This window comes from Streptomyces sp. NPDC040610 (assembly GCF_055594065.1).
The window spans coordinates 77821-96162 of sequence record NZ_JBVIXA010000006.1; the positions used below are offsets into that span (position 1 = coordinate 77821).

Below are 18342 nucleotides of genomic sequence, written 5' to 3' on the forward strand. Positions count from 1 at the left end.
GCCGCCTCCACCATGCTCGGCCAGTCCAAGACCCCCCCCCCCCCCCCCCCCCCCCCCCCCCCCCCCCTCCCCCCCCCCCCCCCCCCCCCCCCCCCCCCCCCCCCCCACGGCCGCGGCTCCGGCCGCCGTGGTGAGGATTCTTCTGCGGGACATGCCTTCAGCTTGGTCCATGGACGGGGACTCCCGGTCGATGGGTTCCGGCCGCGGCCGGAGAGCGATGGTCAGGTACACGACAGTGCGCCAACTATGGCCGTACGTCGACGGGTTCTGCCAGCGATCCGGACCCGGAAGGGGCGACCAATATTGGCCTCTACCTCTGGTATGACCTGCGAGAGCGCACTGAACCGCGCCCGCGCCCCACGATCCGCGCCCCGCGCGCCCCGGCCCGTAGGCTGGCCCGCGATGACCGATACCCGCCGCCCCGCACCCCTCCCGGGCCTCCCCGGCCTCCCCCGGCTCGCCCGCGCCGTGCGCCACCTGCCGCCGTCCTGCGGTCCGGTCCGGCTGGTCGCCGTCGACGGACACGCGGGCTCCGGCAAGTCGACCTTCACCGCGCGGCTCGCCGAGGCACTCGGCGGCGCCCCGGTGCTCCACCTCGACGACATCGCGAGCCACGCCGACCTGTTCGACTGGACGGACCGACTGCTGCGCCAGGTCGTGGAGCCGCTGTCCAGAGGCGAAACGGCGCACTATGCGGCGTACGACTGGCACGCGCGCCGCTTCGGTCCTGCCGACCGCCCGCTGCCCGCCGCCCCCGTCGTCCTGCTGGAGGGTGTCGGCGCGGGCCGCCGGGTGCTACGGCCGCTCCTGGCGGGCCTGCTGTGGATGGATCTGCCCCGCGACACCTCCTGGGCACGCGGGCGCCGACGGGACGGGCCGACCCTGAGCGGCTTCTGGGACGGCTGGGAAGCGGCCGAACGACGTCATTTCGCCGAGGACCCGTCGCGGCCCTTCGCCCAGTTGCTCGTACACGAGTTGTCTGGGGGGTACGAGTTGCTGGCGGGGCCCGACGAGACGGCAGCACTGACCCAAATCGTCACTCAGGGTGAAGGTCCGTCGGCAGCGCGCTGAACCTGCCGAAGGCGGCTTCAGGACCGCGTGGCCAGTTTCCGTGAGTGCCTCAACTCGGCTTGACCCAGGGGCCTTACAGGACTTACGTTCTCAATGTGCGGCCTTTCGGGTCGCCCGCAGACGCGAAGCCCCCGGTTGTTCCCCCGTGATCGGGGGCTTCGTTCTGCCCTGCACCCGCTTTTTCCCAGCGCCATGAGCCGCCGATCGCTCACCCTGGGTGACCATCGGGCCTCTCCTCCTCGGCCGCCCCCGGCAGCCCCCGCCGGAGATCCAACGCTGCGGCACCCTACGGCCGAGCACTGCCACGCAGGTACGATGCATCTTGGTGCGACTTCGGACGGCTGCTACGCGCACCGCGTCAACTCCCGTCCGCAGCACGGCGGTTCAGCTCAGTTGCCGCCGGGCACCGGCCCGGTGGTACACAAACGGGGGCACGGTTTGTGGGGGACGTGATGGACTTCGGCACCCAGGGCACTACGGCCCCGGCCGACCTCGCCTGGCTGCGGGGCGTCGACGCCTACACCATGGGCGCCTATCCGCAGGCCGAGGAGGAGTTCAGGGCCGCGGTGCGCATGGACCCGGGCATGGCGGACGGCTGGCTCGGGCTGCACGCACTGCGCATCGACACAACGACCGCGCTGCTCAGAATGTTCCAGCACCGCGACCGCTTCGGCGAACAGCGCGCCCGGCATGTGCGCACCCTCAACTCCTGGTACTGGCTGGGCTGGTGGGTGCAGCCCGTCCTGGAGTCCACCCGCGACCTGCTGCTCGCGCACGCCTCGCACTGGCTGGACGGCCGCCATGTGCCGGAGCTCGACCGGGCCCTCGCCGGACTGCCGCCGGTCGACGCCGACGCGCAGGTGCGTTTCCTGCACGCCTGCCGCGCCTACCTGGTCAAGGACTGGGAGCAGCTGGTGCGGCACACCGACCCGCTGATCGACGACGCGATGCTCGGCATCGAGGCGGGCCTCTTCGGCGGCATGGCACGGGTGCGCCTGGAGATGTACGGACAGGCCGAGCCGCTGCTCTCGGCCGCGCTGATGCGCTGCCGCAGCGAACAGCCGCAGCGCAAGGAGCTGCGCTACTGGCTGGCCCGCGCGCACGAGGGCACCGGCCGGTCCGCCGCCGCGCTGCCGCTGTACCGCGCGGTGCACCGCGTCGACCCCGCCTTCATGGACACCTCGGCGCGGCTCGCCGCCATCGCCGAGGGCGACGGCTACGACGACGCCGCCGACCTGGCCGCGATCTCCCTCACCGGCGTCGGCCAGGACGCCCTCGACGGGCCCGACGGCGTGGACGCGCTGTTCGGCGCCGAGGGCCGCGACCTGAAGGTGACCGAGCCCGAACTGCCGCCCGGCGGCGGCCCGCCCGACGCCGACACGGTGCGCGAGAAGGCCGTGATCCCCATAAAGCCCGTGCCCCACAAGCCCCCGCCCGCGCCCACCGACCCGGCCCTGCTTGAGCAGGCGCTCGCCGAACTGGAGCGGATGGTCGGCCTCGAACCCGTCAAACGCCAGGTCAAGGCGCTCTCCGCGCAGCTGAACATGGCCCGCTTCCGGGCGGCGCAGGGCCTTCCGGTGCAGCCGCCGAAACGACACTTCGTCTTCTCCGGCCCCTCCGGCACCGGCAAGACCACCGTGGCCCGCATCCTCGGCCGGGTCTTCTACGCCCTCGGGCTGCTCGGCGGCGACCACCTCGTGGAGGCCCAGCGCGCCGACCTGGTCGGCGAGTACCTGGGCCAGACCGCCGTGAAGGCCAACGAGCTGATCGACTCGGCGATCGGCGGCGTCCTCTTCGTCGACGAGGCGTACTCCCTGTCCAACTCCGGCTACGGCAAGGGCGACGCGTACGGCGACGAGGCCCTCCAGGTGCTCCTGAAGCGGGCCGAGGACAACCGCGACCACCTCGTGGTGATCCTCGCGGGCTACCCCGAGGGCATGGACCGGCTGCTCGCCGCCAACCCCGGGCTCTCCTCCCGCTTCACGACGCGCGTCGACTTCCCCTCGTACCGGCCCCTGGAGCTCACCGCGATCGGGCAGGTCCTCGCCGCCGACAACGGCGACCTGTGGGACGAGGAGGCCCTGGACGAACTGCGCTCCATCAGCGGACACGTGGTCGACCAGACCTGGATCGACGAGCTGGGCAACGGCCGCTTCCTGCGCACGCTGTACGAGAAGAGCTGCGCCTACCGCGACCTGCGGCTCTCCGGCTATCCCGGGGCGCCGACCCGCGCGGACCTGTCGACCCTGCGGCTGCCGGACCTCATGCAGGCGTACGGGGAGGTCCTTTCGGGCCGGGGGCCGACCGACCCGGCCGGTGCCTGATCCGACCGTGGGGCCGGGCGCCTGAGGCGGCGCCGGGCCGAGGCGGCACGGGTCCTCCCCGGCCGCCCCGGCCCACCGGCACCACCGGCCTCAGCCGACCAGCTCCTTCCCTCGGACGTCCCCCGCGCCCCGGCTCCGCGCCGCGCGCGACGCCGGAGGCACCGCCACCCGGTGCGCCGGGTCGCGGACCTCGCCGACCAGGAGTTCCAGGACGTCCTCCAGGGCGACGAGGCCGAGCACCTTGCCGGACGCGTCGGCGACCTGTGCCAGGTGCGTCGCGGCGTGCCGCATCACGGTCAGGGCGTCGTCCAGGGGGAGTTCGGCGCGCAGGACCGTCATCTGGTGCCAGACGTGCTGAGGCACCGCGCGGTCGGTGTCCTCCAGGTCCAGGACGTCCTTCACATGCAGATAGCCCATGAAGGCGCCGGTCTCCGCACGGACCGGGAACCGGGAGTAGCCCGTGCGCCCGGTGAGTTCGACGACCTGCGCCGGGGTGACCGAAGGGCCGACCGTGACCAGGGAGGCGCGGTCGAGCAGGACGTCCGTCACCGGCCGCGACCCCAGCTCGAGGGCGTCCTCCAGGCGCTCCTGCGCCCGCGGGTCGAGGAGACCCGCCTGCCCCGCGTCCTCCACGAGACGGCCCAGCTGGACGCTGGTGAAGACCGCCTCCACCTCGTCCTTGGGCTCGACCTTGAACAGCCGCAGGATCAGCCGGGCGCAGGCGCCGAGCGTCACCGTGACCGGCCGGCACAGCCGCGCGAACGCGACCAGGCCGGGGCTGAGCCAGAGCGCGGTCCGCTCGGGCGCCGCCATCGCGAGGTTCTTCGGGAGCATCTCGCCGATGACGAGGTGCAGGAAGACGACGACGGCGAGCGCGATCACATAGCCGAGGGGGTGGATCATGCCCTCGGGCAGGTGCACCGCGTGGAAGACCGGTTCGAGCAGATGCGCCACGGTCGGCTCCGCGACGGCACCGAGCGTCAGCGAGCACACGGTGATGCCGAACTGGGCGGCGGCCATCATCTGCGGCAGATGCTCCAGGCCGTACAGGACCTGGCGGGCCCGCTTGGAGCCCAGCGGCTCGATCTGGCTGCGTCGCACGGACACGAGCGCGAACTCGGCCCCCACGAAGAAGCCGTTGGCGAACACGAGCAGGACGGCGAGCAGGAGTTGGAGGGCGCTCATCGCACGGCCTCCGCGACCGCGGCGCCCACCCGGTCAGCGGCCCCGTCGGCCGCCTCGCCGTGCGCCCCTGCCGGACCCTGGGTCCGCACCAGTCGCACCCGCTCCGCGCGGTAGTGCCCGACCTGGCGGACCGCGAGGCGCCAGCCCGGGAGTTCTGCGCGGTCGCCGGGCGCCGGAATCCGGCCGAGCAGATCGGCGACCAGCCCGGCCACGGTCTCGTACGGCCCCTCGGGCACGTCGAGTCCTATGCGGCGCAGAGTGTCGACGCGGCAGCCGCCGTCGGCGTCCCAGGCCGGTCTGCCGTCCTCGGGCGGGGCGGCGGCGAGGTCGGGCAGGCCGTCCTGGTGGTCGTGCTCGTCGCGGACCTCGCCGACGAGTTCCTCGACAATGTCCTCCAGGGTGACCACTCCGGCCGTGCCGCCGTACTCGTCGACGACCACCGCTATCGGCTGCTCGCTGCGCAGCCGTTCCAGGAGGGGCTGCACGGGCAGCGTCTCCGGGACGAGCAGCGGGGACTTGGCGATCCGGCCGACGGGGGCGCGCAGCCGCTCGTGCGCGGGGACCGCGAGGGCGTCCTTGAGGTGGACCATGCCGACGACCTCGTCGATCCGCTCCCGGTAGACAGGGAAGCGGGACAGGCCGGTGGCCCGGGTCAGGTTGACCACGTCCTCGGCGGTGGCGGAGGACTGCAGGGCGCTGACCTTCACGCGGGGCGTCATCACGTGCTGTGCGGTGAGCTCGCCCAGAGAGAGCGTGCGCACGAACAGGTCGGCGGTGTCCTGCTCCAGCGCTCCGGCGCGGGCCGAGTGCCGGGCGAGGGAGACCAGTTCACCGGGGGTGCGGGCGGAGGCGAGCTCCTCGGCGGGCTCGACCCCGAGGGACCGCACCAGGCGGTTCGCGACGGAGTTGAGCCCGGCGATCACCGGCCGGAACAGGCGTGAGAAGGCGTGCTGCGGGCCCGCGACGAACCGCGCGACCTGCAGCGGCCGGGACACGGCCCAGTTCTTGGGCACCAGCTCGCCGATCACCATCTGCACCGCGGACGCCAGGAGCATGCCGACGGCCACCGCGACCCCGGAAACAGCCCCTTGCGGTATGCCCGTCGAGGTGAGCGGGCGGGCGAGGAGGTGCGCGAGGGCGGGCTCGGCGAGCATGCCGATGACGAGTGAGGTGATGGTGATGCCGAGTTGGGTGCCCGACAGCTGGAAGGACAGCTCCTTCAGGGCGCCGACGACCGTGCGCGCCCGGCGGTCGCCGTCGGCGGCGGCCTTCTCGGCGTCGGGCCGCTCGACGGTGACGAGGCCGAACTCGGCGGCCACGAAGAAGCCGTTGGCGAGGATCAGCAGGAAAGCCGCTCCGAGGAGCAGCAGGGGGATGGTCATGATGCCGCCGCCTCGCCCGGTGTTCGGGTCCCCGTATGTCGGGAGGGGGCGGCGCAGGTACTACAGGACGATCCGTCCATCGCCGGAGAGGGTCACTCCTCGGTTAGCAGGGGCCCCGTACCGGCCGCGCCGGCCGTCCGGGGCGGGGCGGCACATGGAGTCCGCCCCGCATCCAGATTAATCAAGACAGGCGCCGACGCGTCAGTTCGGGATCCCCCGAGTCCTCCCGGATTCCGGCCCCGAGGAGATCCCCCGGTACGTACCGGTGTTCCCGTAGGGGTCGTCAGTCGGCGTCGGTGTTCCCGCAGGGGCTGTCAGTCGGCGTCGGTGTTCCCGGAGTTCCCGTCCGCGCCCGCGGAGCCGTCGGCCTCGCGGCCGGAGCGCGCGTCGACCAGGGCCCGCAGCGCGCGGGCGTCGCTGATGGCGCGCTGCTTGGCGATGCCCGGCTGGATGCCGAGGGCGGGCAGGCTGGTGCCGTCGGTGAGGTCGAGGAACACCCAGGGGTCGCCGGGGCGCAGATTGACCCGGACGATCTCGGCCCACTCCAGGCGGCGGCTCGTGGCGATGTTGACGACGGTCACGCCCGTCTCGTCGGCGACCACCTTGGGCCTGCTCAGCAGGACGAGCACGCCGAGCAGCAGCGCGCCGGTGAAGACGAAGCTGGTCCGCTCCCCCGGGCTGAGGTTGGGCAGCAGCACGGAGATCACGACGAGGGCGGCGAAGACCGCGGCCCCGGCGGTGAGCAGCACCGCCCGGGTGCGGGCGGGCCGGAACGTGACGGGCAGGGCCTGCGCCGGGGAGCCGGTGGGCTGATCGGGCTTGGCAGTCATGGCAGACATGTCGCGAGGTCCGGCGCCGTCAGAGGCGGCAGGCGTGGATGGCCGTGGTCAGGATGGCGCGCGCCCCGATGGCGTACAGGTCGTCCATGACCCGCTGTGCGTCCTTGGTGGGGACCATGGAGCGGACCGCGACCCAGCCTTCGTTGTGCAGCGGGGAGATGGTCGGCGACTCCAGGCCGGGGGTGAGCGCGACGGCCTGTTCGAGGTGCTCGGCGCGGCAGTCGTAGTCCATCATCACGTACGTCCGGGCGACCAGGACGCCCTGGAGGCGGCGCAGGAACTGCTGCACCTTGGGGTCGTCGGCGGTGGCTCCGGTGCGCCGGATGACGACCGCCTCGGACTTCATGATCGGCTCGCCGAAGACCTCGAGGCCCGCGTTGCGCAGGCTGGTGCCGGTCTCGACGACGTCCGCGATGACCTGCGCGACACCCAGCTCGATGGCGGTCTCGACGGCGCCGTCGAGGTGGATGACGGAGGCGTCGATGCCGCTGTCGGCGAGGTGCTTGGCGACGATGCCCTCGTAGGAGGTGGCGACGGTGCGCCCGGCCAGGTCGTCGATGCCCTGTGCGGTGCCGGGCTTGGCGGCGAAGCGGAAGGTGGAGCGGGCGAAGCCGAGCGGCAGGATCTCCTCGGCGTTGGCGCCGGAGTCGATCAGCAGGTCGCGTCCGGTGATGCCGATGTCGAGCTTGCCGGAGGAGACGTAGATCGCGATGTCGCGCGGGCGCAGGTAGAAGAACTCGACCTCGTTCTCGGGGTCGACGAGGACGAGTTCCTTGGACTCCTTGCGCTGCTGGTAGCCGGCCTCATGGAGCATCGCCGACGCAGGTCCGGACAGTGAACCCTTGTTGGGGACGGCGATGCGCAGCATGAGGTCTGATTCCTTTGCGTGAGGAAGGTGCGTGCGGACGTACGGAAAGAATGTCGGGAAGGGGCGTTCGGTGAACGGGACGTGCGCTCCGGAGCGGCGCGCCCGGCGCGCGCTCCGGAGAACGCGCTCTAGAGATGGGCGTACACGTCGCTGAGGGAGATGCCGCGGGCGACCATCATCACCTGTACGTGGTACAGGAGCTGGGAGATCTCCTCGGCGGCGGCTTCCTTGCCCTCGTACTCGGCGGCCATCCACACCTCGGCGGCCTCCTCGACGACCTTCTTGCCGATGGCGTGGACGCCCTTGTCCACCAGCTCCGCGGTGCGGGAGGTGGCGGGGTTACCGTTGGCTGCCTTGTGCTGGAGCTCGGTGAAGAGTTCCTCGAAAGTCTTCTTGGACATGATGTCGTTCACTCTACGCGCCCGCGCCCCGCCCCTGCCGCCAGGGTTCGGAGATCGTGCGGAGCGTGGCCGCCGTGGCCACGGCGGCGGTGACCGCTTCGTGCCCCTTGTCCTCGGTCGAGCCCTCGATGCCCGCGCGGTCCAGGGCCTGTTCCTCGGTGTCGCACGTCAGCACGCCGAAGCCGATGGGCACGCCGGTGTCGACGGACACCTGGGTGAGGCCCTGGGCGACGCCCTGGCACACGTACTCGAAGTGCGGGGTGCCGCCGCGGATGACCACTCCGAGCGCGACGATCGCGTCGTAGCCGCGGCCCGCGAGGACCTTGGCGACGACGGGCAGCTCGAAGCTGCCGGGCACGCGAAGGAGCGTCGGCTCGTCGATGCCGAGCTCGTGCAGGGCGCGCAGCGCGCCGTCGACGAGACCGTCCATGATCCGCTCGTGCCACAGGGCGGCGACGACGGCGACGCGCAGGTCGCCACAGTTCTTCACGCTCAGTTCGGGGGCACCCTTGCCGCTCACGCGCTTCTCCTCGGGGGTGTGTCGGGGCTCTGTTCGGATGGCTTGTGCTACTGGTTGCCGCAGGCGGACATCTCCGGGGTGTCCAGCCAGGGCAGGTCGTGGCCCATGCGGTCCCGCTTGGTGCGCAGGTAGCGCAGATTGTGCTCGCCGACGGTGACCGGCATGGGCTCGCGCGCGGTGACCTTCAGGCCGTGCCGGGCGAGGGCTTCGGTCTTGTCGGGGTTGTTGGTGAGCAGGCGCAGGCTGCGTACGCCGAGGTCCTCCAGGATCTGGGCGCCGGCGCCGTAGTCGCGGGCGTCGGCGGGCAGGCCGAGTTCCAGGTTGGCGTCCAGGGTGTCGCTGCCGCGCTCCTGGAGTTCGTAGGCGCGCAGCTTGGAGAGCAGCCCGATGCCGCGCCCCTCGTGGCCGCGCAGATAGACCACGACGCCGCGCCCGGTGTCGGTGACGCGCCGCATGGACTCCTCCAGCTGCGGCCCGCAGTCGCAGCGCAGGGAGTGGAAGACGTCGCCGGTCAGGCACTCGGAGTGGATGCGGACGAGGACGTCCTCGCCGGTGCCGATGTCGCCGTGGACGAGCGCGACGTGCTCGACGCCGTCGACGGTGGAGCGATAGCCGTACGCGGTGAACTCGCCGTAGGACGTGGGCAGGCGGACCTCGGCCTCGCGGCGGACGGTGGGCTCGGCGGTGCGGCGGTAGGCGATCAGGTCCTCGATGGAGATGATCGTCAGGCCGTGCCTGCGGGCGAACGGCACCAGCTCGGGCAGCCGCAGCATCCGGCCGTCCTCACCGGCGATCTCGACGATGGCCCCGGCGGGCCGCAGCCCCGCGAGCCGGGCGAGGTCGACGGCGGCCTCGGTGTGGCCGTCGCGCACGAGGACGCCGCCCGCCTTGGCGCGCAGCGGGAAGATGTGGCCGGGGCGGACGAAGTCGCCCGCGTCGGCCTTGCCGCCGGCGAGGAGCTGGAGGGTGGTGGCGCGGTCGGCGGCGGAGATGCCGGTGGTGACTCCGTGCGCGCCACTGGCGTCGACGGAGACGGTGAAGGCCGTGCTCATCGACTCGGTGTTGTTCTCGACCATCTGCGGCAGGTGCAGGCGTTCGAGCTCGTCGCTCTCCATGGGTGCGCAGATCAGGCCGCGGCACTCGCTCATCATGAAGGCGACGATCTCGGGGGTGGCCTTCTCGGCGGCGATGACGAGGTCGCCCTCGTTCTCGCGGTCCTCGTCGTCGACGACCACGACGGGGCGGCCGGCCGCGATGTCGCGGATGGCCATCTCCACCGGGTCGAGGGAGAGGTCGAGGGCGACGTCCTCGGCGCGCGCGGCCGGAGCGGGGGCCGCGGGCGACGGCTCCTGGTCCACGGGCGTGGGAGTGGGCTGAGCTGTCATGCCGGGGCTCCTTCCAGAGCGGGCCGCTGCTGGCCGGCGGGCTGCCGGGAGCGCAGCCACCAGTCGCGCAGGCCCCACAGGACGAGGGCGAGGTAGACGACGTACACGAACCCGGAGAAGGCGAGTCCGCTGGAGAAGGCGAGGGGGACGCCGACGATGTCGACGAGCAGCCAGGCGAACCAGAACTCGACCAGGCCGCGGGCCTGGGCCACCATCGCGGCGAGCGTGCCGACGAAGATGTAGGCGTCCGGCCAGGGGTTCCAGGACAGGTCGGGCAGGGCGGTGAAGAGCGCTCCGACGGCGAGGGTGCCGACGGCGGTGCCCCCGAGCAGGATGCCGCGCTCCTTCCAGGTGGCGAAGCGCACGGCGATGGAGCCGTCCTGCGCGGCGCGGCTGCCCCGCGTCCACTGCCGCCAGCCCCACAGGGCGACGCCGATGACGAGGAGCTGCTTGCCGACGCCGCCGGAGAGCTGCGCGGAGGCGTACGCGGCGACGAGGACGACGCCGGAGAGGAACTGGGCGGGCCACGTCCAGATGGAGCGGCGCCAGCCGAGCGCGAGGGCGATCAGGCCGATGCTGTTGCCGACCATGTCGGACCACATGATGTGCTGGCCGAAGGCGGTGAAGGCCTCGGAGTTCAGCCAGTCGAACGTGCTCACTTCCCTGCCTCCCGGTCCGGTGCCCCGGCCTTGGCGGCCGCGGCCTGTGCGGGCGTCACGGCGCCGGCGCCGAGCAGCCGCTCCACGTACTTGGCGATGACGTCGACCTCGAGGTTGACCGGGTCGCCGGGCTGCTTGATGCCGAGCGTGGTCAGGGCGAGGGTGGTCGGGATCAGGCTGATGGTGAAGAAGTCGGCCCCGGCGTCGACGACGGTCAGGCTGACGCCGTCGACGGTGATGGAGCCCTTCTCGACGACGTAGCGGGCGAGTCCTTCGGGCAGGGAGATCTTGACGACCTCCCAGTTGTCGGACGGCTTGCGGTCGACGATGGTGCCGGTGCCGTCGACGTGCCCCTGCACGATGTGCCCGCCGAGGCGGGCGCCGACGGCGGTCGGGCGCTCCAGGTTGACCTGGGAGCCGGGGACGAGGGCGCCGAGGCTGGAGCGGTCGAGCGTCTCGGCCATCACGTCGGCGGTGAACTCGTCGCCCTCGTGCTCGACGACCGTCAGACACACGCCGTTGACGGCGATGGAGTCGCCGTGCTTCGCGCCGTCGGTGACGACGGGGCCGCGCAGCCGGAAGCGGGACGCGTCGCCCAGGTTCTCCACGGCGGTGACTTCGCCCAGCTCTTCGACGATTCCGGTGAACACTCAGTGCTCCTTCGTTCCGGGGCCCGCGACGGTCGCGGTGATACGCAGATCGGGTCCGAGCGCGACGCACTCGCGCACGTCGAGGCGCAACGCCTCGGTGAGGGTGGTGATTCCGCCGCCGGTGAGGGCGGCGGGGCCCGCGCCGAGCAGCGTGGGCGCGAGATAGCCGATGACGCGGTCGACGGCACCGGCGGCCACGAAGGCACCGGCGAGCGTCGGCCCGCCTTCGAGGAGCACGGATCGCACGCCGCGGGCGTGCAGTTCGGCGAGCAGCGCGTCGATGTCGAGGCCGCCGGGGGTGCTCGACGGGGCGCGGTCCGCGGCGGGTGCGGCCGGGCGCTGCGCGCGGTAGGCGCCGCCGCTGGCGGTGAAGCGGTGTTCGAGGCGGGCGTCTTCGTCGTCGGCGTCCGGTCGCCCGGACGGCGCCGACGCGCCGCCGTTCCCGGCCGCGCGCGAGGGGCGCGGGGCGCGCTCGACGTACGGCAGGTTCTCGGCGTCCGCGTGCTGGTCCGCGTACGGAAGGTGCACCGTCTCCACGCCGGGCAGCGGCTCCACGCCCTCCGCGACGGCCACCAGCGTGGGCGCCGCGTCGTCCAGGACCCGGGCGCCCGGCCGCACGGCGGTGCCGTGGGTGTCGACGACGACCCGCAGCGGCTGTACGACGCCGTCGATGCCGCGCACCGCGAGGTGCGGGTCGTCGGCGCGCTGGGTGCCGGAGCCGACGACGACGGCGTCGCACTCGGCGCGCAGCCGGTGCACGTCGGCGCGGGACGCGGCGGAGCTGATCCAGCGGCTGGTGCCGTCGGCTGCGGCGATGCGGCCGTCGAGCGTGGCCGCGTACTTCCAGGTGACGTGCGGGCGGCCGGTGCGGACCGAGGTGAGCCAGGCGGCGTTGACCGTCCCGGCCTCCTCGGCGAGCAGACCGGACTCGACGTCGACTCCGGCCGCGCGCAGGGTGGCGGCGCCGCCGGTCGCGTCGGGGGTGGGGTCGTCGACGGCGTACACGACGCGGGCGATCCCGGCGTCGAGGAGGGCCTGGGCGCAGGGGCCGGTGCGGCCGGTGTGGTTGCAGGGTTCGAGGGTGACGACGGCTGTGCCGCCGCGGGCCTTCTCTCCGGCCGCGCGCAGGGCGTGCACTTCGGCGTGGGGTCCGCCCGCGCGCTGGTGGTAGCCCTCGCCGACGGTGTCGCCGCCCGCGTCGAGGATGACGCAGCCGACGACGGGATTGGGGCTTGTGAACCCGAGTCCGCGCGCGGCGAGCGCGACGGCGCGTCGCATGGCGACTGCTTCGGCTGCGGTGGCCACCGGGTCCTCCTGCCTCTTCGGGCACGGACTCCGGGGCTGTCGATGACGACGACACTCAACGAGCGGAACAACCGGCATGGATCGTCGCCGGGGTCGCCGACGTCGAAAGAGACCGGTCCCGTCAGACGGAACCGAGCCAAGACGACGAGGCGACACACATGACACATGTGTCCGCTCGCCGCGCACTGCCTCCCATCCGGACTTTCACCGTCGGTCCAGGAGTTTCACCTGGTCAACCGACCGCTGGAGGCGGCCGGGTCGCGGACTGTAACCGCCGGTTCGGAATTACACCGACCCCGGAGTGCGCTGCTACTGGTACCCGACCAGTGTGCCACGCCTGGTCAGGGCCGTGCAGGGGAGATCCTGTGGGCTGGCTCACAGGCATCCGCCCCCTCCCTCGACCCTCGCGCGCCCCCTCCTTACCGCATCCCCGGGCGCATCGGATCCCGGAAAAGGGATTGGTACATACCTATTGACGCACTGGTCTAGTCCTCTTAACGTCTGCGTCACTCCGAGGAGAGGCCCGCCCGGTGTGCGCACACCGTGGGCCGCCGTCCCCGTTCGTTGTGCGACACCGAGCCTCCCCAGGAGGAACCGACGTGCCCACCCCCACCCGAGCGAGAGCCACGCTCCTGGCAGCCGGCGCAGCGGTCGCCGGACTGCTCATGAGCACCCTCGCCGCGACCACCTCGCACGCCGCCGACAACGAGTCCTGCCGTCCCGACGGCCTCTACAAGACCCCCGGCGTCGACGTCCCCTACTGCTCCGTCTACGACGCCGACGGCCGCGAGAAGATGGGCGCCGACCACCAGCGCCGCGTGATCGGCTACTTCACCGGCTGGCGCACCGGCAAGAACGGCGAGCCCGCCTATCTCGCGTCCGACATCCCCTGGGACAAGGTCACCCATCTCAACTACGCCTTCGCGCACATCGGGAGCGACAACAAGATCTCCGTGGGCGGTGACGGCGAGAAGAACGCCGCCACCGGAATGACCTGGCCGGGCGTCGCGGGCGCGGAAATGGACCCCGCGTACTCCTACAAGGGTCACTTCAATCTGCTGAATAAGTTCAAGAAGAAGCACCCGAACGTCAAGACCATGGTCTCCGTGGGCGGTTGGGCCGAGACCGGCGGCTATTTCGGCGACGACGGCAAGCGTGTGAACTCCGGCGGCTTCTACTCGATGGCCACCAACGCGGACGGCTCGGTGAACCAGGCGGGCATCGAGACCTTCGCGGACTCCACTGTCGCGTTCATCAAGAAGTACGGCTTCAACGGCGTCGACATCGACTACGAATACCCGACGACGATGAAGGACGCGGGCAACCCGCTGGACTGGCAGCTCGCCAACGGCCGCCGCGCGGGCCTGGTCAAGGGCTACGCGATCCTCATGAAGACGCTGCGCGAGAAGCTGGACCGGGCCGGTGCCGCCGACGGCAGGCACTATCTCCTGACCGTGGCCGCGCCGTCGTCCGGATATCTGCTGCGCGGCATGGAGACCTTCCAGGTCCAGAAGTACCTGGACTACGTCAACATCATGTCGTACGACCTCCATGGCGCCTGGAACGAATACGTCGGCCCGAACGCCTCCCTCTACGACGACGGGAAGGACGCCGAACTCGCGGCGGCGGGGGTCTACGGCAGCCAGCAGTACGGCGGGGTCGGATATCTCAACACCGACTGGGCCTATCACTACTTCCGCGGTTCGATGCCCGCGGGCCGCATCAACATCGGCCTGCCGTATTACACCCGCGGTTTCAAGAATGTGCAGGGCGGCACGGACGGACTCTGGGGCAAGGCGGCGTCGACCGACTGTCCGGCCGGCTCCGGGCTGACCAAGTGCGGTGACGGCGCCGTCGGCATCGACAACCTGTGGCACGACAAGGACGACAAGGGCAAGGAGTCGCCCGCCGGGTCGAACCCGATGTGGCACGCCAAGAACCTGGAGAAGGGCGTCGTCGGCGACTACGTCACCAAGTACGGCTTCGCCGCCGACACCAAGCTCACCGGCACCTACGCGCGCAAGTACGACTCGACGCTCGTCGCGCCCTGGCTGTGGAACGCCGAGAAGAAGGTCTTCCTGTCCACCGAGGACGAGCAGTCGGTGAAGGCCAAGGCCGACTACGTGGTCGACAAGGGCATCGGCGGCACGATGGTGTGGGAGCTCGCCGGTGACTACAAGTACAACTCCGCCAAGGGGCAGTACGAGATCGGCGACACGCTGACCACGGCGATGTACGACAAGTTCAAGTCGGCGTCCCCGTACGGCGCGAAGGTCGCGGGCAAGGACCTGCCCAACAAGGCCGTCGACATCGGCGTGGAGTTCGGGGACTTCAAGCTCGGCGACTCCAACTACCCGATCACGCCCAAGCTGAAGATCACCAACAACACGAAAACGACCCTCCCGGGCGGCACAGAGTTCCAGTTTGACTACTCGACCTCGGCTCCTGCCAACGCATCCGACCAGTCCGGCTTCGGCACGAAGGTGATCAGCACCGGGCACACCGGCACCAACGTCGGCGGCCTCAAGGGCGACTTCCACCGGGTCTCGCTGAAGCTGCCCGCCTGGCAGACGCTCGCGCCCGGGGCGTCCGTGGACCTTTCCTTCAACTACTACCTGCCGGTGTCGACCCCGTCGAACTGGACGGTGAACATCGCCGGTACGACCTACGGGCTCGCCGGTGACCTTGCGCGCGGCACGACCGTGGTCGAACCCGGCACGGGCACCGGGCCCACCGACCCGCCGGACCCGACCGACCCGCCCGGCAAGTGCACCGCGCCCGCGTGGAGCACGTCGTCCGAGTACGGCTCCGGGACGACCGTGTCCCACAAGTCGCACACCTGGAAGTCCAAGTGGTGGACGAAGGGCGAGGAGCCCGGGACCACCGGCACCTGGGGCGTGTGGCAGGACCTCGGCGCCTGCTGACCCTCCGACCGGCGACCGCCCGGCCCACGGCCCGGCGGTCGCCGGTCGGCTCCCCCACAAACGCCCGGCGGCGGGTGGACGTGCCCTTGCCCCGCCGCCGGGCTCCCGGCAAGCCCGGCCCGGCCCGCCCCGAAGGCGGCCGGGCCGGTCGGCGTTCGTGGCCGCCCGGGCCCCCTTCACCCCCCGGGCGCGAAGAGTTCGTCCTGGGCCGCGTCCCGTGCCGTCAGGAGCGCGCCCCGCAGTACCGCCGCGCCGCCCAGCGCGCTGGCCCGGACCTCGGTCGGCAGGGGGGACATCGCGGCCACCCGCTCCCCCACCCGCCCCGCGAGGACCTCGCCGCCCGCGCGCCCCAACTCGCCGCCGAGCACCACGCATCCGGGGTCGAGGACGGCCGCGACGGACGCCGCGCCGATGGCCACGCGGTCGGCGAGGGCGTCGAGGAACGGGGTGTGGCCGGACTCGACGGCGTGGCGGACCAGCGCGGCCGCGGGCAGCTCGTCCGGCTCGGGCGTCACTTTCAGACCGTGGTCGGCGGCCAGGTCCTCGACCGCCGCCGACCCGGCCAGCGAGTGGAAGCCGCCGTCGCAGGCGGTCGCGGACGGCAGCCCGCCGGTGCCGGGGACGGGCAGGAAGCCGATCTCGCCGGTGCCACCGGAGGCACCGCGGCGCAGGGTGCCGTCGAGGACGACGGCGGCGCCGGTGCCCGCGCCGAGCCAGAGCAGCACGAACGTGTCGCGGTCGTGCGCGGCCCCGCCGCGCTGCTCGGCGCGGGCGGCGAGGTTGGTCTCGTTCTCCACCAGGACGCGGGCGGGCAGCCGTTCGGTGAGGGCGGCGACCAGGCTCCGGTGCCAGGTGGGCAGTCCCGCCGAGTCGCGCAGGTCGCCGGTGGCCGGATCGATGAGGCCGGGCGCGCCGACGCCCACCGTGTGCAGCCTGCTCGCGCCGCCCGCCCGCGCCGTGCGCTCGACGAGGGCCACGGCGCGCTCGACGGCGCGGCCGGTGCCGGTGCCGCCGCCGATCGGCACGGTCGCCTCGGCGAGCTGCGCGCCGAGCAGATCGGCCACGACCACGGACACGCTCTCGGTGCGCACGTCGAGCGCGGCCAGATGGGCCCGGTCGGCGACTATCCCGTAGAGACGGGCGTTCGGGCCGCGGCGGCGCTCCCCGGTCTCGCCCACCACCGTGATCAGACCGGAGCCCTGGAGACGTTCGACGAGGTCGGCGACGGAGGGCCGGGACAGGCCGGTGAGCTGCTTCAACTGTCCCGCCGTCAAGGGCCCTTCGCTCTGCAGCAGACGCAGCGCGAGCCGGTCGTTGATGGCCCGAGCGGTGCTCGGAGATGCGGGCATGGCGGGATCCTTCCACAGCGCTCCGGTCGGTCCGCCCTCCACCGAGGAGAGGCCGCTTTCCGGACGCGCGCGATATTCGGTTCCCCGGCCCTCTTTTATCAGGCAGGGTTCCTGATAGTTTACTGCGGCGGTTCCGAACGGGACCGTGGAGGGGTGGAGCGGATGAGTGAGCAGCACCAAGTGGGGCAGGAGAAACGGCGGTTGAGCCGGGCCCGGATCGCCGTCGCGGTGATCTTCTGCGTGCACGGGTCGGTCGCCGGGTCGTTCGCGACCCGGGTGCCGTGGATCCAGGACCACACGGACATCAGCGCGGGCCTGCTCGGCCTGGCGCTCGCCTTCCCGGCGATCGGCGCCTCCGTGGCGATGCCGCTCGCGGGCTGGGTGAGCCACCGCTTCGGCGCCCGGACGGCGCTGCGCGGGCTGCTCGCCCTGTGGACGCTCGCGCTCACCCTGCCGTCGCTCGCGCCGAACCTGGTGACGCTCTGCGCGGCACTGTTCGTGTACGGCGCGACGTCGGGCATGGCGGACGTGGCCATGAACGCGCTCGGCGTCGAGATCGAGCACCGCATGGACAAGTCCATCATGTCCGGCCTGCACGGCATGTGGAGCGCGGGCGCCCTGATCGGCTCGGCGGGCGGCACGATCGCCGCCCATCTGCACGTCGACGCCCGCGTGCACCACGTCGCCGCCGCCGCGGTGCTCACCGTGCTCGGCCTGATCGCCTGTCAGGGCGTGCTCGACCTGCGCAGCGCGCCCGAGGAGGAGGCGCCGCCGCGGTTCGCGCTGCCGCCGAAGTCGGCGCTGCTCATCGGCGCGGTCGGCTTCTGCGCGGTGTTCGCGGAGGGCGCCAGCCTGGACTGGTCGGCGGTGTATCTCAAGGACGTGCTCGGCTCCTCCGCGGGCCTGGCCGCCGCGTGCACCACCGGCTTCACGCTCACGATGGCCATCGCGCGGTTCGCGGGCGACAAGGTGGTCGACCGGTTCGGCGCGGTCCGCACGGTGCGGGCGGGCGGGGCGTGCGCCGCGCTCGGCGGACTGCTCGTGGTGACGGCGCAGCACGCGGCGATGGCCATGACCGGGTTCGCACTCATGGGCCTCGGCATCGCGGTCGTCGTCCCGCTGGCGTTCGCCGCGGCCGGGCGCAGCGGCACGAACCCCAGCCAGGCCATCGCGGGCGTCGCCACCATCACGTACACCTCCAGCCTGGTCGCCCCGTCGGCGATCGGCGCGCTCGCCGACGCGACCAGCCTGGTGGCGTCCTTCTGCCTGGTCACGGCACTGGCCTGTGGGCTCATGGCGTTCGCGGGAGTGCTGCGCACGGAGGGCCGCCCGGCGCCGTCGGTGCGGGCCGGTTCGGCGGAGGCGGCACCGGCGGACCGCAAGTCCTGACGCGCCCGCACGTCCCACTGGACCCACGGGCCCCAGGGCACTCAACGGGCCGCCCCCGCGCGGGAGTCGACGCTCCCGCCCGGGGACACCC

Annotated in this window: 15 protein-coding genes and 1 riboswitch; of the genes, 4 read left to right on the forward strand and 11 right to left on the reverse strand. The window is 72.3% G+C overall.

Annotated elements, in window-relative coordinates:
* Positions 1 to 402: 402 nt before the first annotated feature.
* Both ACZ6AA_RS21730 and ACZ6AA_RS21735 read left to right on the forward strand, forming a co-directional pair.
* Positions 403 to 1071 (forward strand): uridine kinase family protein, encoded by a 669-nt coding sequence (locus ACZ6AA_RS21730; protein ID WP_468453360.1) that lies wholly within the window; start codon positions 403 to 405, stop codon positions 1069 to 1071.
* A 452-nt stretch (positions 1072 to 1523) separates the two neighbouring features.
* The gene (locus tag ACZ6AA_RS21735; protein WP_471459517.1) at positions 1524 to 3395 is read left to right on the forward strand and encodes an AAA family ATPase; all 1872 of its coding nucleotides are present in this window, start codon (positions 1524 to 1526) and stop codon (positions 3393 to 3395) included.
* 90 nt (positions 3396 to 3485) lie between these two features.
* Here the strand turns inward: ACZ6AA_RS21735 and ACZ6AA_RS21740 are convergent, their stop codons facing one another.
* The 10 genes from ACZ6AA_RS21740 to ribD all read right to left on the reverse strand — a co-directional run bounded on the left by ACZ6AA_RS21740 (position 3486) and on the right by ribD (position 12589).
* Complete coding sequence (locus ACZ6AA_RS21740) at positions 3486 to 4580, reverse strand: hemolysin family protein (RefSeq protein WP_468453356.1); 1095 nt, start codon at positions 4578 to 4580, stop codon at positions 3486 to 3488.
* Positions 4577 to 5962, reverse strand: a complete 1386-nt coding sequence (locus ACZ6AA_RS21745) for a hemolysin family protein (RefSeq protein WP_468453354.1) — start codon at positions 5960 to 5962, stop codon at positions 4577 to 4579. Before ACZ6AA_RS21745 ends, ACZ6AA_RS21740 begins: the two co-directional genes overlap by 4 nt.
* Before the next feature lie 314 nt (positions 5963 to 6276).
* Positions 6277 to 6792, reverse strand: coding sequence for a PH domain-containing protein (locus ACZ6AA_RS21750; protein ID WP_471459520.1), 516 nt, complete (start codon positions 6790 to 6792; stop codon positions 6277 to 6279).
* A gap of 28 nt (positions 6793 to 6820) precedes the next feature.
* The gene (gene hisG / locus ACZ6AA_RS21755; protein WP_468453350.1) at positions 6821 to 7669 is read right to left on the reverse strand and encodes an ATP phosphoribosyltransferase; all 849 of its coding nucleotides are present in this window, start codon (positions 7667 to 7669) and stop codon (positions 6821 to 6823) included.
* 128 nt (positions 7670 to 7797) lie between these two features.
* The gene (locus ACZ6AA_RS21760; RefSeq protein ID WP_471459523.1) at positions 7798 to 8070 is read right to left on the reverse strand and encodes a phosphoribosyl-ATP diphosphatase; all 273 of its coding nucleotides are present in this window, start codon (positions 8068 to 8070) and stop codon (positions 7798 to 7800) included.
* 13 nt (positions 8071 to 8083) lie between these two features.
* The gene (ribH, locus tag ACZ6AA_RS21765; protein WP_468453348.1) at positions 8084 to 8590 is read right to left on the reverse strand and encodes a 6,7-dimethyl-8-ribityllumazine synthase; all 507 of its coding nucleotides are present in this window, start codon (positions 8588 to 8590) and stop codon (positions 8084 to 8086) included.
* A gap of 47 nt (positions 8591 to 8637) precedes the next feature.
* On the reverse strand, positions 8638 to 9975 hold the full coding sequence (locus ACZ6AA_RS21770) for a bifunctional 3,4-dihydroxy-2-butanone-4-phosphate synthase/GTP cyclohydrolase II (protein ID WP_471459525.1): 1338 nt from the start codon (positions 9973 to 9975) through the stop codon (positions 8638 to 8640).
* Entirely contained in the window at positions 9972 to 10634 is a 663-nt protein-coding gene (locus ACZ6AA_RS21775; protein ID WP_468453344.1) for a nicotinamide mononucleotide transporter family protein, read from the reverse strand. The genes ACZ6AA_RS21770 and ACZ6AA_RS21775 overlap by 4 nt, the downstream gene beginning before the upstream one ends.
* The gene (locus tag ACZ6AA_RS21780) at positions 10631 to 11284 is read right to left on the reverse strand and encodes a riboflavin synthase (protein WP_468453343.1); all 654 of its coding nucleotides are present in this window, start codon (positions 11282 to 11284) and stop codon (positions 10631 to 10633) included. Before ACZ6AA_RS21780 ends, ACZ6AA_RS21775 begins: the two co-directional genes overlap by 4 nt.
* Positions 11285 to 12589, reverse strand: coding sequence for a bifunctional diaminohydroxyphosphoribosylaminopyrimidine deaminase/5-amino-6-(5-phosphoribosylamino)uracil reductase RibD (ribD, locus tag ACZ6AA_RS21785; RefSeq protein ID WP_468453341.1), 1305 nt, complete (start codon positions 12587 to 12589; stop codon positions 11285 to 11287). It lies immediately after the preceding gene.
* A gap of 178 nt (positions 12590 to 12767) precedes the next feature.
* Positions 12768 to 12898, reverse strand: a riboswitch (FMN riboswitch).
* 290 nt (positions 12899 to 13188) lie between these two features.
* Between ribD and ACZ6AA_RS21790 the strand changes: the two genes are divergently transcribed.
* Positions 13189 to 15513 (forward strand): chitinase C-terminal domain-containing protein, encoded by a 2325-nt coding sequence (locus ACZ6AA_RS21790; RefSeq protein ID WP_468453339.1) that lies wholly within the window; start codon positions 13189 to 13191, stop codon positions 15511 to 15513.
* Positions 15514 to 15689: 176 nt separating this feature from the next.
* On the opposite strand, the gene ACZ6AA_RS21795 is transcribed toward ACZ6AA_RS21790, so the two are convergent.
* Positions 15690 to 16862 (reverse strand): ROK family transcriptional regulator, encoded by a 1173-nt coding sequence (locus tag ACZ6AA_RS21795; protein ID WP_468453337.1) that lies wholly within the window; start codon positions 16860 to 16862, stop codon positions 15690 to 15692.
* 162 nt (positions 16863 to 17024) lie between these two features.
* On the opposite strand from ACZ6AA_RS21795, the gene ACZ6AA_RS21800 reads away from it, so the two are divergent.
* Positions 17025 to 18251 (forward strand): MFS transporter, encoded by a 1227-nt coding sequence (locus tag ACZ6AA_RS21800; protein ID WP_471459528.1) that lies wholly within the window; start codon positions 17025 to 17027, stop codon positions 18249 to 18251.
* Positions 18252 to 18342: the final 91 nt, after the last annotated feature.

Excerpts from the sequence above, each read along its gene's own strand:
- hisG (WP_468453350.1), bottom strand. The coding sequence starts at position 7,669 with ATGCTGCGCATCGCCGTCCCCAACAAGGGTTCACTGTCCGGACCTGCG.
- ACZ6AA_RS21795 (WP_468453337.1), bottom strand. The coding sequence starts at position 16,862 with ATGCCCGCATCTCCGAGCACCGCTCGGGCCATCAACGACCGGCTCGCG.
- ACZ6AA_RS21760 (WP_471459523.1), bottom strand. The coding sequence starts at position 8,070 with ATGTCCAAGAAGACTTTCGAGGAACTCTTCACCGAGCTCCAGCACAAG.
- ACZ6AA_RS21770 (WP_471459525.1), bottom strand. The coding sequence starts at position 9,975 with ATGACAGCTCAGCCCACTCCCACGCCCGTGGACCAGGAGCCGTCGCCC.
- ACZ6AA_RS21745 (WP_468453354.1), bottom strand. The coding sequence starts at position 5,962 with ATGACCATCCCCCTGCTGCTCCTCGGAGCGGCTTTCCTGCTGATCCTC.
- ACZ6AA_RS21800 (WP_471459528.1), top strand. The coding sequence starts at position 17,025 with ATGAGTGAGCAGCACCAAGTGGGGCAGGAGAAACGGCGGTTGAGCCGG.
- ACZ6AA_RS21750 (WP_471459520.1), bottom strand. The coding sequence starts at position 6,792 with ATGACTGCCAAGCCCGATCAGCCCACCGGCTCCCCGGCGCAGGCCCTG.
- ACZ6AA_RS21730 (WP_468453360.1), top strand. The coding sequence starts at position 403 with ATGACCGATACCCGCCGCCCCGCACCCCTCCCGGGCCTCCCCGGCCTC.
- ACZ6AA_RS21740 (WP_468453356.1), bottom strand. The coding sequence starts at position 4,580 with ATGAGCGCCCTCCAACTCCTGCTCGCCGTCCTGCTCGTGTTCGCCAAC.
- ACZ6AA_RS21735 (WP_471459517.1), top strand. The coding sequence starts at position 1,524 with ATGGACTTCGGCACCCAGGGCACTACGGCCCCGGCCGACCTCGCCTGG.